Source organism: Nonomuraea rhodomycinica, assembly GCF_013363995.1.
Taxonomy (GTDB): Bacteria; Actinomycetota; Actinomycetes; order Streptosporangiales; family Streptosporangiaceae; genus Nonomuraea; species Nonomuraea rhodomycinica.
The window spans coordinates 45,810-61,013 of record NZ_JABWGO010000003.1 but is presented as its reverse complement, the minus strand read 5'-3'; the positions used below and the strand labels follow the sequence as shown (position 1 = coordinate 61,013).

Genomic DNA, 15,204 nt, shown 5'->3' with positions numbered 1-15,204 from the left:
GATGAGCGAGATCCTCAACAAGCTGTCCGGCCAGGGCGTGTCCGTCTGGCTGGACGACATCAGCCGCGAGCGGCTGCGCACCGGCAACCTGGAGCAGCTGATCCGCGAGAAGAACGTGGTCGGCGTCACCTCCAACCCCACCATCTTCGCCAGCGCGCTCAGCAAGGGCGACGCCTACGACCAGCAGATGCACGACCTGGCCGTGCGCGGCGTCGAGGTGGGCGAGGCGGTGCGCGCCATCACCACCTACGACATCCGCTGGGCGGCCGACGTGCTGCGCCCCGTCTACGACGCCACCAACGGCGTGGACGGGCGCGTGTCGCTGGAGGTGGACCCGCGTCTGGCCCGTGACACGGACAAGACCGTGGCCGAGGCCCGCGCGCTGTGGTGGCTCGTGGACCGGCCCAACCTGTTCATCAAGATCCCGGCGACGGTCGAGGGCCTGCCCGCGATCACGCAGGCCATCGGCGAGGGCATCAGCGTCAACGTCACGCTGATCTTCTCGCTGGAGCGCTACCGCGCGGTCATGGACGCCTGGCTGGCCGGTCTGGAGGCGGCCCAGGCCAAGGGCCTCAACCTGGCCACGATCGAGTCGGTGGCCTCGTTCTTCGTCAGCCGGGTCGACACCGAGATCGACAAGCGGCTCGACCAGCTCGGCAAGGCGGAGCTCAAGGGCCAGGCGGGCATCGCCAACGCGCGCCTGGCGTACGCGGCGTTCGAGGAGGTCATGGCCTCCGAGCGGTGGCAGCGCCTGCGCGCGGCCGGCGCCCGCCCGCAGCGCCCGCTGTGGGCCTCGACCGGCGTGAAGAACCCCGAGTACTCCGACACCATGTACGTCGACCAGCTCGTCGCTCCCGGCACGGTCAACACGATGCCGGAGAAGACGCTCGACGCGGTCGCCGACCACGCCCGGGTCACCGGCGACACGGTCCGCCCGTACTACGAGCAGGCGTGGAACACCATGGCCGCGCTCAAGGACGCCGGGGTCGACTACGACGACGTCGTCCGGGTGCTCGAGGACGAGGGCGTCGAGAAGTTCGAGGCCTCGTGGAACGAGCTGCTCGAGAGCGTCCGCAAGAACCTGGTCCCCTGATGCCCGCTCCTTCCAGGGACGTCAGCGACCATGCGGAGGGGGCGGCGCGCGCCGCCGTCCCCTCCGGCGGCGCACCGCTCGCCGTAGCACAGGAGGCTTGAGATGACAGACCCGCAGGCGCCCGCGGAGGGGGCGCAGGCTGTGGACAGCACGGTCGACAGCGCGGCGGACGCGGCCACCCCGGGCAAGGGGAACGGCCCGGCCGGGGCGTCCGCCGCGGCGTCGGCGGCCACCTCGGTCGCCGGCACCTCGACCACGATCGAGGCGGCCGCGGCCAACCCGCTGCGCGACCCGCGCGACAAGCGGTTGCCGCGGGTGGCCGGGCCGTGCGTCATGGTGCTGTTCGGCGTCACGGGAGACCTGGCCAAGCGCAAGCTGCTGCCGGCGATCTACGACCTGGGCAACCGGGGGCTGCTGCCGCCCGGCTTCTCGCTGGTCGGCTTCGCCCGGCGCGACTGGAAGAACCAGGACTTTGCCCAGCTGACGCACGACGCCGTCAAGGAGCACGCGCGGACGCCGTTCCGCGAGGAGGTCTGGAAGCAGATCCGCGAGGGCATCCACTTCGTGCCCGGCGAGTTCTCCGACGACGGGGCGTTCGACGCGCTGGCCATGGCGCTCAAGGAGATCGACGAGACCCGCGGCACGGGCGGCAACTACGCCTTCTACCTGTCGGTGCCGCCGAAGTTCTTCCCCGTGGTGGTGGAGCAGCTCAAGCGGACGGGCCTGGCCGACGCGCCGGCCGGTTCGTGGCGGCGCGTGGTCATCGAGAAGCCGTTCGGGCACGACCTGCAGTCGGCCCACGAGCTGAACGAGATCACCACCTCGGCCTTCCCGGAGAGCTCGATCTTCCGGATCGACCACTACCTGGGCAAGGAGACGGTCCAGAACATCATGGCGCTGAGGTTCGCCAACAACCTCTACGAGCCGATCTGGAACCGCAGCTTCGTCGACCACGTGCAGATCACGATGGCCGAGGACATCGGCATCGGCGGCCGGGCCGGCTACTACGACGGCATCGGCGCGGCCCGTGACGTGATTCAGAACCACCTGCTCCAGCTGCTGGCCCTGGTCGCCATGGAGGACCCGACCTCCTTCGAGGCGCAGTCGCTGCGGCGGGAGAAGGAGAAGGTGTTCAAGGCGGTCCGGCTGCCGGCCGACCTGGCGGCCAACACGGCGCGCGGCCAGTACGCCGCGGGCTGGCAGGGCGGCCAGAAGGTCGTCGGCTACCTGCAGGAGGACGGCATCCCGCCGGACTCCGTGACCGAGACCTACGCGGCCGTCAAGCTGGAGATCGCCAACCGGCGCTGGGCCGGGGTGCCGTTCTACCTGCGCACCGGCAAGCGGCTGGGCCGGCGGGTGACGGAGGTGGCCGTGGTGTTCCAGCGGGCGCCGCACCTGCCGTTCTCCAAGGACGACACCGAGATCCTCGGCCAGAACGCGCTGGTCATCCGGGTGCAGCCGGACGAGGGCATCACGGTGCGGTTCGGCTCGAAGGTGCCGGGCACGGCCATGGAGGTGCGCGACGTGTCCATGGACTTCGCCTACGGCGAGTCGTTCATGGAGTCGTCGCCGGAGGCGTACGAGCGGCTGCTGCTGGACGTGATGATCGGCGACCCGCCGCTCTTCCCGCACCAGCGCGAGGTCGAGCTGTCGTGGAAGATCCTCGACCCGATCGAGGAGTTCTGGGCCACGCAGGGCCAGCCGGAGCCGTACCCGTCCGGGTCGTGGGGGCCGCCGTCGGCCGACGCGATGATGGCGCGCGACGGCCGCGTGTGGAGGAGACTCTGATGACGACCTTCATGCTGAGCGACACGACGGCGGGGAAGATCGCCGGCCAGCTCACCATGCTGCGCCACCAGATGGGCGCCCCGGCCATCGGCATGGTGCTGACGCTCGTCGTGATCTGCGAGGAGCGCGACCAGTACGACGCGCTGCGGGCGGCCACCGAGGCGGCCCGCGAGCACCCGTCGCGCATCCTCGTGGTGATCAACCGGGAGACCGACGAGCCGACCCGGCTCGACGCGGAGCTGCGCATCGGCGAGTCCACGCCGGGCGAGGTGGTCGTGCTGCGCCTGTACGGCGAGCTGACCGACCACGCCGACTCGGTGGTGAGCCCGCTGCTGCTGCCCGACACCCCGGTGGTGGCCTGGTGGCCGGGCAAGGCGCCCGACGTGCCGGCCAAGGACCCGATCGGGATGCTCGCGCAGCGGCGCATCACCGACGCCCGCATGTCGCCCGACGGCGGCGTCAAGGCGCTGGCGACGCGGGCCAAGGGGTACGCGCCGGGCGACACCGACCTGGCGTGGGCCCGGCTGACGCCCTGGCGCAGCCTGCTCGCGGCGGCCTTCGACCAGCCCGTCGGCAAGGTCCGCAAGGGCCAGGTGGACGCGGCCTCGGGCAACCCGAGCGCTCCCCTGCTGGCGGCGTGGCTGTCCGAGCGGCTGGGCGCCACCATCAAGGTCGGCGACTCGGCCGGCCCGGGCCTGACGACCGTGCGGCTGACCACGTCCGAGGGCGACCTGTCGGTGGCCCGCACCGACGCCCGGCTGGCGACGCTGTCCCGGCCGGGGCAGCCCGACCGGAACGTGGCGCTGGCGCGGCGGCAGACCCCCGAGCTGCTGGCCGAGGAGCTGCGGCGGCTCGATCCGGACGAGACCTACGCGGCGGCCGTCAAGCGGCTGGCCCGCTCGTACAAGCCCTGAGGTCCGGACCGGTTCGGCGGAAACGGCCGGGCGCCCCACGCGGGGCGCCCGGCCGTCTGTCCTCTGTCGCCTCTTGCCGCGGGGCGTGGCGTGGCCGGGGCCGCGGGGATGGAAGACTGGTCCCCGTGAGCGTTCCAACCGTAGTCGTCCACCGTGACGCCGACATCCTGGCCAAGGCCGTGGCCGCGCGGATCATCACCCGGCTCGTCGACGTCCAGTCCGCCAAGGGCACCGCGTCGCTGGTGCTGACCGGCGGCACGATCGGCATCGCCACCCTGGCGGCCATCGCCGGCACGCCCGCGCGCGACGCCGTCGACTGGCGGCGCCTCGACATCTGGTGGGGCGACGAGCGTTTCCTGCCCGACGGCGATCCCGAGCGCAACGAGACGGGCGCCCGGCGGGCGCTGCTCGACCACGTCGACGTCGACCCGGAGCGGGTGCACGTCATGCTCGGCCCCGACTCGGGGCTGACGGCCGAGGAGTCGGCCGACGCCTACGCCACCGAGCTGGCCAAGGCGGCCCGGCCCGAGGACCACGGGCCGTCGCCGTCGTTCGACGTGACGCTGCTCGGCATGGGGCCCGACGCGCACGTGGCCTCGCTGTTCCCCGGCATGCCGGCGCTGTACGACACGCGGCCGGTGGTGGCCGTGCACGGCGCGCCCAAGCCGCCGCCCACCCGCATCTCCCTCACGCTGCCCGCGCTCCAGGCCTCCCGCGAGGTGTGGGTGATCGCTGCGGGGGCGGAGAAGGCGGGCGCGGTGCGGCTGGCCCTGTCGGAGTCCGGCCCGGTGCAGGTGCCGGCGGCGGGGGCGCGGGGCCGCTCGCGCACGCTGTTCCTGCTGGACCGCACGGCCGCCGGCAAGATCCCGCCCGGCCTCGGCCGCCTGGCCTCCCCCTGACCGGTCGGCCCTGACCGGTCGGCCCTGAGCGGTCGGCCCTGAGCGGTCGGCCCTGAGCGGTCGGCTCTGAGCGGTCCCCCTCCGAGCGTCAGGCGTGAGCGGTAGGCCCTCGGCGGTCGTCGGGCCGTTCAGGCGGTGGCCGTCTCCAGCGCGTCGATCTCGGCCAGGAGCGCCCGCTTGCGCTCGGCGGGGAGGTAGGAGGCGCTCACGCCGTTGCGGGCCAGGTCGGCCAGCTCGCGCCGGCCGAGGCCGAAGACCCGGGCCGCGGTGCGGTACTCCCCGTTCAGCGTGGTGTCGAACATGGGCGGGTCGTCGGTGTTGAGCGTCACGAACAGCCCCTCCTCCAGCAGGCGCGGCAGCGGGTGGTCCTCGATGCGGGCCACCTGCCCCGTGCAGACGTTGGAGGTGGGGCAGACGTCGAGCGGCAGCCGCGTCTCGCGCAGGTGGGCGACGAGCCGCTCGTCCCCCAGGCAGGCGATGCCGTGGCCGATGCGCTCGGCGCCGTACGCCTCGACGACCTCCCAGATCGTCTCCGGCCCGGTCATCTCGCCGCCGTGCGGGACGCTGTGCAGGCCGGCGTTGCGGGCGGCGGTGAACGCGTCGCGGTAGGCGTCGCGGTAGTGGACGCGCTCCTGCTCGATGCCCCCGATGCCGAAACCTACCAACGCCGCGGGAGGTTCCTCCAGCGCGTGGGCCACGGTGATCTCCGCCGCCTCGACGCCGTACTCGCCCGGGATGTCGAAGATGTAGGCCATCTCCACGCCGAACTCCTCCGGCGCGCGGCGGGCGGCCAGGTCGAGGGCCTCGGTGACCTTGCGCCGCGGCATCCCGACGATGTGGTGGGCGTACGGGGTGACCTGGAGCTCGGCGTACCGGGCGCCCTGCGCGGCCAGGTCGCGGGCCAGCCCGAGCACCAGGGTGGCGACGTCCTCCGGTTCGCGCACCAGCGCGTTGACGGCCTTGTAGACCCGGGCGAAGTGCGGGAAGTCGGTGAACCGGTAGAAGGCGCGCAGCTCCTCCTCCGACGTCGGCACGCCGCCGCCGGGGTGGCGGCGGGCCAGCTCCAGGACCGTGGGGACGGACGCGGAGCCGATGAGGTGGACGTGCAGCTCGACCTTGGGCAGGGCGTCGATGAACGCGTCGAGGGCGGCGTCGCCTGAGGAGGCGTCCGCCCGGGCCGGGATGGTGGCGTCGGTCGTCATGGCGACGACCTTAGGCCGCTCTCCTCTCGTACGGACAGCTTTGGCGGCCGAATCTCACACAAAGCTGTCAGCTTCGGCCGGATGGGGCCTCGGCCCAGGCCCGCACCAGCGGCAGCAGCACGTCGTCGGCCGCCTCCGCCACGAAGGCGTCGTCCAGCGGCGGCCCGACGAAGATCAGCCGATGCCACACGAGGGCCTCGGCGACGGCGGCGAGCCGGGCGGTGTCCGCGCTCCTCGCCGGCTCGCCGCGCCCGCCGGCCCGCTCCAGCAGCGCCTCCACCCCGCTGAGGTCGCGGCTGGGCATGTGCGCGCGCAGCGCCCTGGCCAGCTCCTGGTTCGACACCAGCGTCGAGGACAGGCCCATGATGAGCGTGTGCTTGCGCTCGGCCGTCCCGCACAGCTCCCTGACCAGCTCGGCCAGGTCGCCCCGGAGGGAGCCGGTGTCGCGCGGGCGGGGCGTGTCCATGTCGAAGCGGTTGCAGATGACGTCCACGACCAGCTCGGGCTTGCCCGCCCAGCGGCGGTAGATCGTCGCCTTGCTGGCCCGGGCGCGCTTGGCGATCTGGTCGACCGACATCCGGTCGTAGCCCATCTCCGACAGCAGTTCCAGCGTGGCGTCGAGGATGGCCCTCTCGCGCACGGGGTCGAGTGGGGCCACGTCCACGTCCTCCGGTCCTGCCCGGCGGGTCCGCCCGGCGATGGTGGTCAGCTCGTCACGGGGTCGCCGGGTGCCCGCCGGTGCGTCACCGTACGGCGATCCGTTCGAATCGTACGCCGGTGAGCTCGGTGGACACGTCCCAGAGGCGCGCGGCCAGCTCCTCGGAGCGGGCGTCGGCGGACGGGGTGAGCAGGCGCAGCTTCGGGCCGACGAACTCGCCGCCGCGGATGTCCGGCGAGGTGGCGGCGTACAGGGACGGCAGCGCGCCGGTCTCGGGGCTCAGCAGGAACAGCGCAATGAGGGGCTTGAGCGGCCCCACCTTGACGATGTTCGTGGCGGTGGCCCCCGGATGCGTGGCCACGCTCTTGAGGTCGGCCTGGGCCCGCTCAGCGCGCCGCTGGAGCTCCAGGGTGAACAGCAGGTTCGCCAGCTTGGAGCGGCCGTAGGCGCTCATCCGGCCGTAGCCGCGCTCCAGGGTGAGGTCGTCGAAGTCGAGCCGGCCGCGGGCGTGGGCGTCGCTGGAGACGGTCACCACGCGCGCCCCCGGGCGGGCGAGCAGCTTGGGCAGGAGCAGCCCGGTCAGCGCGAAGTGGCCCAGGTGGTTGGTGCCGAACTGCAGCTCGAACCCGTCCTTCGTCAGGCTGCGCGCCTTCATGCCGACGCCGGCGTTGTTGACCAGCAGGTCCACCTCGTCCACGCCCTCGGCGAACGCGCGCACGGAGGCCAGGTCGGCGAGGTCCAGCCGGGCGTGCTCGGCGCGGGCGGCGGGGACGGCCCGCCGGATCGCCGCCACGGCCTCCGCGCCCTTGGCGTCGGAGCGCGCGGCCACGATCACGCGCGCGCCGTGCCGGGCCAGCTCCAGCGCGGTGGGCAGGCCGATGCCGCTGTTGGCGCCGGTGACGATCGCGGTGCGGCCGTCCAGGCGCGGCATGTCGTCGGGGGTCCAGGTGGTCATCGCCACTCCTGTGATGTCCAAGTGTACGGAACGGTTTCGTACACCATAGCCGTCCCGAGCCGCTCGCGCGACGCCCTGTGACGCCCACGCGATGCCCTGTGAGGCCCGCAGGAGACCCGGCGGCGCCCGAACGAGACCCGGCGGCGCCCGCGCGGCCCCGGGGCGGCGCTAGCCCTCCAGGCGGTGGCGGGCGTGGCGTTCCTCGCGGCGGGCCACCTCCAGGCGCTGCTCACTCTCCCGCAGCTTCGCGCGCGCCTTGGTGAGCTTGCGCTCCAGCCGTGCCACCTTCTCCGCGCGCTTGTCGTGCTCGCGCACGGCCTCCGTCAGCGCCTCGCGCCACTCGAGGTAGGCGGCCTCGGCATCCACGCGCTCCTGGGCCCGGCGGGCCTCACGGGCGGCACGCGCCTCGGCCTCGCGCCTGGCCCGCTCCTCGGCCGCCGCCTTCCGCGCCGCCCGGCCCCCCGGCTCCTCCGCCGCCTTCCGCGCCGCCCGGCCCCCCGGCTCCTCCGCCGGCGCCCCGGCCCTCCGCGCCGTCCGGGCCGGCGCCGCCCGCGATCCCTCCCCCGTCCGCGGCTCCGCCCCCGACGCCGACGGCGGGGACGGGGACGGGGCGGACGTCGGCGCGGGAGCCGGGGCGAAGCCGCTGTACTCCAGGGGCCGCACCAGATGGCCCCGCCGTACCTCGGCCGCCGCGCCCTCGTCCACCACGGCGGCGTCCAGCGTCCGGTCCACCTCCACCGCCGCCGCCGCCGACAGCGCCACGTCCTCCTTGACCAGCCGGCCGACCCGCTCGGCCACGGCGCCGCGCCGGCGCGCGACCCCGGCCAGCGCCTCCGCGTCGTGGGCGGCCCAGGCCCGGCGCAGCTCCTCCCCCACCTCCAGCAGCTCGCGCAGCTCGTCCGGATGCTCGCGGACGGCCCGGTTCACGGCCCACGCCGAGACCGTCGGCTTGCGCAGCCGCCCGATCTCGCGGGACAGCGTCGCGTCGCCCGCGTCCTTGGCCGCGCGGGCCTCGGCCTCGCGCGCGGCGGTGAACTCGGACGGCGGCAGCCCATAGAGGCGGTCGGCCACCTCGTCAAGATCCACACCAGTGAGATACCCCACATGGGCGGGTTTGTAGCGCATAGTGGAGGCAAGGCCTGCCGAACGGAGTTCTCTCGTGTTCGAGCGATTCAGCGATCGTGCCCGGAGAGTGGTCGTCCTCGCCCAGGAAGAGGCGCGGATGCTGAACCACAACTACATCGGCACCGAGCACATCCTGCTCGGCCTCCTGCACGCCGGTGACGGCGACGACGTCGCGGCGCGGGCCCTGGAGGGGTTCGGGGTGGAGCTGGGGCCGGTGCGGCGGTACGTGGAGCAGCAGGTGGGGCGCGGCACCAAGGGCCCGCCGGGGCACATCCCGTTCACGCCGCGCGCCAAGAAGGTGCTGGAGCTCTCACTGCGTGAGGCGCTGCAACTGCGCCACAACTACATCGGCACGGAGCACATCCTGCTCGGGCTCATCCGGGAGTCCGACGGGCTCGCCGCGCAGGCCCTGCTGGACGCCGGGGTCCCGCTGGAGCGGCTGCGCGAACGCGTGCTGGCGCTGGTCGCCGCCGGCCCGCGGGACAAGCCGGCCGAGCCGTACTACACGAGCGGCCCGACGCTGGTCGAGCGGCTGACGCGCATCGAGGAGAGCCTGGAGCGCATCGAACGCCATCTCGGCATCGCGGGCCCGCCCGGCGACCCCGCCGAGCGACCCGCGACCGGGGAGAGCGGCGGCCATCCCGCCGAGACCCCGCCGGCCCCGGAAGCCCCGGAAGCCCCGGAAGCCCCGCAACGCTCGCAGCCGGATGCCCCGCAGGCCCGCGACGACCGGCCCGGCGAGGAGCACGGGAGGGAGCCCGGCGAGGAGCCGGGCGCCGCGGGGTCAGCTTGAGACCATCGCGCCCACCGGCAGCCGCGACTCCAGCACCCCCGGGTCCTCGGTGTAGGAGATCGAGGCGCCGAGCGAGGCCATGAGCCGCCGCATCCGGACGTTGTCCGACAGCATGGTCGCCCGCACCTCGGCGTACCCGAGGTCGCGCGCCGCCCGGATCAGCGCCCTGGCCAGCGCCGAGCCCAGACCGCGCCCCTGCCAGCGGTCCTCGACCAGGAAGGCCATCTCGACGGTGCCGGGATCGGAGCCGAACATCAGGTTCGCCATGGCCACGACCTGCCCGTCGTGGCCCGCCACGAGCGAGTGGCCGCGGCTGCGGTCGCACAGCTTGTCGAACATGCGCGGCGGCAGCGCCGGCATCGAGGTGAAGTAGCGGAAGCGGCGCGCCTCGGGCGAGCACCGGTCGTGCAGGTCGCGCACGGCCTCGCGGTAGATCGAGGTGAGCGGCCGGATGACGACCTCCACGCCGTCGGCCAGCTTCACGGAGCGGTTCGCGGCGGACTGCTCGGCCGGCGGCTGGGCCAGCCGGGCGAAGGAGGCGGCGCGGGCCGCCTCGGTCAGCGTGAACGGCAGCTCCGCTCGGCGCAGCCGGACCGCGCGGCGCGGCGCCACGGGCACGACGAGCTGGGTCGGGTCGGGAAGATCACTCACCGCCTCACCATAGATCCACCGGGCGTCGTCCGCGCGCAGCAGCTCGGCCAGCAGCTCGGGCAGCCGCCAGGGCATGGAGCGCAGCCGGGAGGCCAGCAGCAGGGCCCGGGTGGGCTCGTCGGTCAGCTCGTGCGCGGTCGCCGGGACGACCTGGACCCGGCGGCCGCCGGCCGCCTCCAGGGCCTCGCGCACGGTCTCGGGGTGGGCGGGGATGTCGGCGACGAACTCGTCCACCGTGCCGTCGGCGTCGGACTGGACGCTCAGGCCCAGGATGTTGCCGCCCCGGTCGGCCAGGGCTGCGGCCAGCGAGGCGAGCCGTCCCGGCCGCTCGTCCACCGTGGTGCGGATGCGCAAGAATCCCATGGGCACCAGCATGCCGGGCGGCTGTTACACGGCCGCTAACGTCGCGTTTCATGTAGCAAGATATGCGCCTATGAACGCACATGTTCCGGTTTCGCCGGGTTTGCTAAGCCCCGCGAACTTTCACAGCGTGAGGATCAGCGTGAGGATCAACGACGGCGTCCACCCCGAGGGACGGCGCGGGAAGGGCGGAGAGGGCCGATGACGACGTTGTTCCGGGGCGGCCGGGTCTTCACCGCGGCGGGCGGGTTCGCCGAGGCCGTGCTCGTACGCGACGGGGTGATCGCCGCGGTCGGCGACGAGCGCGACCTCGCCCGCGAGGCGGGGCCGCACGAGACCGTGGACCTGAACGGCGGGCTGCTGACGCCCGGCTTCACCGACGCGCACATCCACCCGGTGCAGGCCGGGCTGGAGCGCGCGAAGTGCGACCTGTCCGAGGTGTACGGACTCGACGCGTACCAGGCGAAGATCACCGACTATGCCGCCAGAAATCCGGACAAGGAGTGGATCGACGGCGGCGGCTGGGACATGTCAGCCTTCCCCGGCGGCCTCCCCCACCGCACCCAGCTCGACGCCGACGGCCGCCCGGTCTACCTCATCCAGCGCGACCACCACGCCGCCTGGGTCAGCACCCGCGCCCTGGAGCTGGCCGGCATCACCCGCGACACCCCCGACCCCGTCGACGGCCGCATCGAGCGCGACCCCGACGGCACGCCCAGCGGCGTCCTGCACGAGGGCGCCATGGACCTGGTCGGCCTGCTCACGCCGCGCCCCACCGCGGCCGACCAGGACGCCGCCCTCGACGACGCCCAGCGCCACCTGTTCTCGCTCGGCATCACCGGCTGGCAGGACGCGATCGTCGGCTCGTACGCGGGCTCGGACGACCAGCTCCCCACGTACCTGTCGGCGGCCCGCTCGGGCCGGCTGCGGGCCCGCGTGGTCGGCGCGCTGTGGTGGGACCGCACGCGCGGCGCCGACCAGATCGCCGACCTGGTCGAGCGCCGGGCCTCCGCCGAAGGGCTGGACCGGTTCGCCGCCACCTCGGTCAAGATCATGCAGGACGGCATCACCGAGAACTTCACCGCCGCCACCCTGGAGCCGTACTGCCTGTGCGGCGGCACCGGCCTGTCGTACGTGGACCCGGCCAAGCTCAAGGAGTACGTCGCCGAGCTGGACCGGCTCGGCTTCCAGGTGCACTTCCACGCCATCGGCGAGCGGGCGGTGCGCGAGGCGCTGGACAGCTGCGAGGGCACCGACCCCGCCAACCGGCACCACATCGCGCACCTACAGATCATCGAGCCGTCGGACGTGCCGCGCTTCGCCCGGCTCGGCGTCACCGCCAACCTGCAGCCGCTGTGGGCCACCCACCACGCCCAGATGGACGAGCTGACCCTGCCCTACCTCGGCGAGCCGCGCTCGTCGTGGCAGTACCCGTTCGCCGACCTGCTGGCGCACGGCACGCGCTTCTGCGCGGGCAGCGACTGGCCGGTGTCGGACGCCGACCCGCTGCAGGGCATGCACGTGGCGGTCAACCGCACCGAGCCGGGCGGCTCCGTGCACGCGGGGTACCCGACCGCGCAGACGCCGTTCCTGCCGGGGCAGCGGCTCGACCTGGCCACCGCCCTGACCGCGTACACGGCCGGGTCGGCGTGGATCAACCGCTCGCCGGCCGGCGTGATCGAGCCGGGCCGCCCGGCGGACCTCGTCGTGCTGGACCGTGACCCGTTCGCGCTGCCCGCCGGGGAGATCTGGACGACCCGGGTGACGCTGACCTTCGTGGACGGCGAGCCGGTGTACCAGCGGGCCGGCGCCTAGACCGGCTCGGCGCACCAGCAGGCGTGCGCGGAGACCGGCTCGGTGTACCAGCGGCCCGCGCGCAGACCGGCCGCCCGTACCCCGGACGTCCGCCGCAGGGGCGTACCCGACGCGAAGGGCCCCGGCGTCATCGCCGGGGCCCTTCGCGGCACGTCATGCCGCGCGGACGTGATGTCCCGCCGCCCGTCCGGCTCGCGCCGGAACGGGACCTACCAGGGGGACCTGTTGTTGCGCAGGCGCTCGAGCGCCTCCTCGAGGATGGCCTTGCCGTCCTTGTCGCTCCTGCGCTCCTTCACGTAGGCCAGGTGCGTCTTGTACGGCTCGTTCTTGGGCGGGGCAGGCGGGGCCTGCTCGTCCTGTCCTGCCGGGAGGCCGCAGCGCGGGCAGTCCCACATCTCGGGGACCGCCGCGTCACTGGCGAAGCTGGGGCGCGTCTCGTGCATGTTCGCGCACCAGAACGAGACCCGCACTCTCGGAGCTGCCTCGCCGCGCTCGGCCTCCCCCATCGGGCCGGCGCCGACACGGCTGCCACGGATCGCGTTGCCACTACCCACGGATGAACTCCTCGCTCGATCGCCCCGCGAGACACGGGGGGAGAATCACTGTCACGCGCCAAACGCTCAGGGCTTCAGCAGGAGGCCCAGCGCGATGATGCAGACGAACCAGATCACGCCCGTGATGACCGTCAGCCGGTCAAGGTTGCGCTCCACCACGGACGAGCCGCCGAAGCTCGACGAGAAACCTCCGCCGAACATGTCGGACAGACCGCCACCCTTGCCCTTGTGGAGCAGCACCAGCAGGACCATGAGACAGCTCGCCAGGATGAGGGCGATGGAGATTCCGATTACCACGGTATGCCTGTTCCTTCAGTGCTCTGTGACGCGTGACGATTCAAACTTGCCTCTAGAGGGTACGACCTGGTGTCAAGTCGCGCCTCCGGAACAGCTCAGCTAGCCGGGCATATCGGTGAAACGGCAGATCTTGACGAACTCAGCGGCGTCGATGCTGGCGCCTCCCACGAGAGCGCCGTCGACGTCGGGCTGAGCCATGATGCCGGCGATGTTGCTCGACTTGACCGACCCTCCGTACAGGATACGGACAGCGGAGGCCACTTCGTCGTCGTACAGCTCAGCGAGTCGTCCGCGCAGGGCCGAACAGACCTCCTGCGCGTCCTGCGGTGTGGCCACCTCGCCGGTGCCGATCGCCCACACCGGCTCGTAGGCCACCACGATCGACTTGACCTGCTCGGCGGTGACCTTGCGCAGGGCGGCCTCCAGTTGCGCGAGGGTGTGCGCCACGTGGCCGCCGGCCTTGCGCACCTCCAGGCCCTCGCCGACGCACAGGATGGGCGTCAGCGAGTGCCGGTAGGCGGCCCGGACCTTGGCGTTGACCAGATCGTCGTCCTCGTGGTGGTACTGGCGCCGCTCGGAGTGGCCGATCACCGTGTAGGTGCAGCCGAGCTTGGCCAGCATCGCGCCGGAGATCTCGCCGGTGTAGGCGCCGGCGTCGTGCTGGGACAGGTCCTGCGCGCCGTACACGATGCGCAGCTTGTCGCCGTCGACGAGCGTCTGCACGCTGCGCAGGTCGGTGTACGGCGGCAGGACGGCGACCTCCACCTTGTCGAAGTCCTTGCCGCCGAGCGCGAAGGCGAGCTTCTGCACCAGGGCGATGGCCTCGAGGTGGTTGAGGTTCATCTTCCAGTTGCCGGCGATGAGCGGCTTGCGGCCGCCCGCCGCGGGGCGGTCTGCCTGTCGCGTCACTCCGCGTCCTCCAGGGCGGCGAGTCCGGGGAGGGTCTTGCCCTCCAGGTATTCGAGGCTGGCCCCGCCCCCGGTGGAGATGTGGGAGAAGCCGTCCTCGGGCAGGCCGAGCCGGCGCACGGCGGCCGCCGAGTCGCCGCCGCCGACCACGGTGAAGGCGTCGGAGGCGATCAGCGCCTCCGCCACCGCGCGGGTGCCGCCCGCGAACGCGTCGAACTCGAACACGCCCATCGGGCCGTTCCAGAAGACGGTGCGGGCGTCGGCCAGCTTGGCCGCGAACAGCTCGCGGGTCTTCGGGCCGATGTCGAGCCCCTGCCGGTCGGCCGGGATCGCGCTCGCCTCGACCACGTCGTGCGGCGCGTCCTTGCCGAACTCGGTGGCCGCCAGCACGTCGACCGGCAGCACCAGCTCGACGCCGCGCTCGGCGGCCTGGTCGAGGAAGCCGCGCACCTGGTCGAGCTGGTCCTCCTGCAGCAGCGACTGTCCCACCTCGTGGCCCTGGGCCCTGAGGAAGGTGTAGGCCATGCCGCCGCCGACGAGCAGCCGGTCGACCTTGGTGAGCAGGCTGGCGATGACGCCGAGCTTGTCGGACACCTTCGCGCCGCCCAGCACCACGACGTACGGCCGCTCCGGGTGCTCGGTCAGGCGCCTGAGCACCTCGACCTCGGCCACGACCAGCCCACCGGCCGCGTGCGGCAGGAGCTTGGGCACGTCGTAGACGCTGGCGTGCTTGCGGTGGACGGCGCCGAAGCCGTCGCCCACGTACAGCTCGGCCAGGCCGGCCAGCTTCTCGGCGAACTCCCGGCGCGCCTGGTCGTCCTTGGACTCCTCGCCCGGCTCGTAGCGGAGGTTCTCCAGGAGGGCCACCTGGCCGTCCTGGAGCCCCGCGACGGTGGCCTGGGCGCTGTCGCCGACCACGTCGGTGGCGAAGGCGACGTCCTGACCGAGCAGCTCGCCGAGGCGCGCGGCCACCGGCCTCAGCGAGTACTTCGGCTCGGCCTTGCCCTTGGGCCGGCCGAGGTGGGCGCAGACGACGACCTTCGCGCCGCGCCCGGTCAGGGCCTGGATCGTCGGAACCGACGCTCTGATGCGGCCGTCGTCGGTGATCGTCTCACCGTCGAGGGGGACGTTCAGGTCGGCGCGCACGAGCACGCGCCGGCCCTTCACGTCGAGATCGTCGATCGTGCGCAAC

15 protein-coding genes and 1 pseudogene are annotated in these 15,204 nt (G+C 73.2%); 6 read left to right on the top strand and 10 right to left on the bottom strand.

Translation table 11 applies throughout. The annotated features are described in order from the left end of the window. Position 1: 1 nt before the first annotated feature. The 4 genes from tal to pgl all read left to right on the top strand — a co-directional run bounded on the left by tal (position 2) and on the right by pgl (position 4,694). Entirely contained in the window at positions 2-1,093 is a 1,092-nt protein-coding gene (tal, locus tag HT134_RS16045; RefSeq protein WP_175601198.1) for a transaldolase, read from the top strand. Between the two features lie 102 nt (positions 1,094-1,195). Beyond that, entirely contained in the window at positions 1,196-2,881 is a 1,686-nt protein-coding gene (zwf, locus tag HT134_RS16040) for a glucose-6-phosphate dehydrogenase (protein ID WP_246364503.1), read from the top strand. Next, on the top strand, positions 2,881-3,795 hold the full coding sequence (locus HT134_RS16035) for a glucose-6-phosphate dehydrogenase assembly protein OpcA (protein WP_175601197.1): 915 nt from the start codon (positions 2,881-2,883) through the stop codon (positions 3,793-3,795). Before zwf ends, HT134_RS16035 begins: the two co-directional genes overlap by 1 nt. A 125-nt stretch (positions 3,796-3,920) precedes the next feature. Further along, entirely contained in the window at positions 3,921-4,694 is a 774-nt protein-coding gene (gene pgl, locus HT134_RS16030; protein ID WP_175601196.1) for a 6-phosphogluconolactonase, read from the top strand. Between the two features lie 128 nt (positions 4,695-4,822). Here the strand turns inward: pgl and add are convergent, their stop codons facing one another. The 4 genes from add to HT134_RS16010 all read right to left on the bottom strand — a co-directional run bounded on the left by add (position 4,823) and on the right by HT134_RS16010 (position 8,595). Beyond that, the gene (gene add / locus HT134_RS16025) at positions 4,823-5,896 is read right to left on the bottom strand and encodes an adenosine deaminase (protein WP_175601195.1); all 1,074 of its coding nucleotides are present in this window, start codon (positions 5,894-5,896) and stop codon (positions 4,823-4,825) included. A gap of 67 nt (positions 5,897-5,963) precedes the next feature. After that, a complete protein-coding gene (locus HT134_RS16020) occupies positions 5,964-6,560 on the bottom strand; it encodes a TetR/AcrR family transcriptional regulator (protein WP_217707956.1) in 597 nt (198 codons plus the stop codon). Between the two features lie 79 nt (positions 6,561-6,639). Further along, positions 6,640-7,509 carry an oxidoreductase gene (locus HT134_RS16015; RefSeq protein ID WP_175601193.1) on the bottom strand — a complete coding sequence of 290 codons (870 nt, stop codon included), beginning with the start codon at positions 7,507-7,509 and terminating at the stop codon, positions 6,640-6,642. Positions 7,510-7,677: 168 nt separating this feature from the next. Further along, complete coding sequence (locus HT134_RS16010) at positions 7,678-8,595, bottom strand: hypothetical protein (RefSeq protein ID WP_175601192.1); 918 nt, start codon at positions 8,593-8,595, stop codon at positions 7,678-7,680. A gap of 73 nt (positions 8,596-8,668) precedes the next feature. Between HT134_RS16010 and HT134_RS45645 the strand changes: the two are divergent. Beyond that, positions 8,669-9,154, top strand: a pseudogene (locus HT134_RS45645) (Clp protease N-terminal domain-containing protein); the annotation flags it as partial. Positions 9,155-9,418: 264 nt separating this feature from the next. Here the strand turns inward: HT134_RS45645 and HT134_RS16000 are convergent. Further along, positions 9,419-10,441 (bottom strand): GNAT family N-acetyltransferase, encoded by a 1,023-nt coding sequence (locus HT134_RS16000; RefSeq protein WP_175601191.1) that lies wholly within the window; start codon positions 10,439-10,441, stop codon positions 9,419-9,421. 198 nt (positions 10,442-10,639) lie between these two features. Between HT134_RS16000 and HT134_RS15995 the strand changes: the two genes are divergently transcribed. Further along, positions 10,640-12,253, top strand: a complete 1,614-nt coding sequence (locus HT134_RS15995) for an amidohydrolase (protein ID WP_175601190.1) — start codon at positions 10,640-10,642, stop codon at positions 12,251-12,253. On the opposite strand, the gene HT134_RS46985 is transcribed toward HT134_RS15995, so the two are convergent. The 5 genes from HT134_RS46985 to HT134_RS15975 form a co-directional block, all read right to left on the bottom strand. Then, entirely contained in the window at positions 12,250-12,384 is a 135-nt protein-coding gene (locus HT134_RS46985; protein ID WP_281387529.1) for a hypothetical protein, read from the bottom strand. The two genes, HT134_RS15995 and HT134_RS46985, sit on opposite strands and share 4 nt — an antisense overlap. 78 nt (positions 12,385-12,462) lie before the next feature. Beyond that, positions 12,463-12,807, bottom strand: coding sequence for an RNA polymerase-binding protein RbpA (locus tag HT134_RS15990; protein WP_175589638.1), 345 nt, complete (start codon positions 12,805-12,807; stop codon positions 12,463-12,465). Positions 12,808-12,873: 66 nt separating this feature from the next. Beyond that, complete coding sequence (secG, locus tag HT134_RS15985) at positions 12,874-13,104, bottom strand: preprotein translocase subunit SecG (protein WP_175589639.1); 231 nt, start codon at positions 13,102-13,104, stop codon at positions 12,874-12,876. A gap of 99 nt (positions 13,105-13,203) precedes the next feature. Then, entirely contained in the window at positions 13,204-14,013 is an 810-nt protein-coding gene (gene tpiA / locus HT134_RS15980; RefSeq protein ID WP_312888149.1) for a triose-phosphate isomerase, read from the bottom strand. Beyond that, positions 14,010-15,203: a phosphoglycerate kinase gene (locus tag HT134_RS15975; RefSeq protein ID WP_175601189.1), complete on the bottom strand. Its 1,194-nt coding sequence runs from the start codon at positions 15,201-15,203 to the stop codon at positions 14,010-14,012. Before HT134_RS15975 ends, tpiA begins: the two co-directional genes overlap by 4 nt. Position 15,204: the final 1 nt, after the last annotated feature.

Excerpts from the sequence above, each read along its gene's own strand:
- HT134_RS16015 (WP_175601193.1), bottom strand. The coding sequence starts at position 7,509 with ATGACCACCTGGACCCCCGACGACATGCCGCGCCTGGACGGCCGCACC.
- HT134_RS46985 (WP_281387529.1), bottom strand. The coding sequence starts at position 12,384 with ATGACGCCGGGGCCCTTCGCGTCGGGTACGCCCCTGCGGCGGACGTCC.
- tal (WP_175601198.1), top strand. The coding sequence starts at position 2 with ATGAGCGAGATCCTCAACAAGCTGTCCGGCCAGGGCGTGTCCGTCTGG.
- add (WP_175601195.1), bottom strand. The coding sequence starts at position 5,896 with ATGACGACCGACGCCACCATCCCGGCCCGGGCGGACGCCTCCTCAGGC.
- zwf (WP_246364503.1), top strand. The coding sequence starts at position 1,196 with ATGACAGACCCGCAGGCGCCCGCGGAGGGGGCGCAGGCTGTGGACAGC.
- HT134_RS16000 (WP_175601191.1), bottom strand. The coding sequence starts at position 10,441 with ATGGGATTCTTGCGCATCCGCACCACGGTGGACGAGCGGCCGGGACGG.
- HT134_RS15995 (WP_175601190.1), top strand. The coding sequence starts at position 10,640 with ATGACGACGTTGTTCCGGGGCGGCCGGGTCTTCACCGCGGCGGGCGGG.
- HT134_RS16035 (WP_175601197.1), top strand. The coding sequence starts at position 2,881 with ATGACGACCTTCATGCTGAGCGACACGACGGCGGGGAAGATCGCCGGC.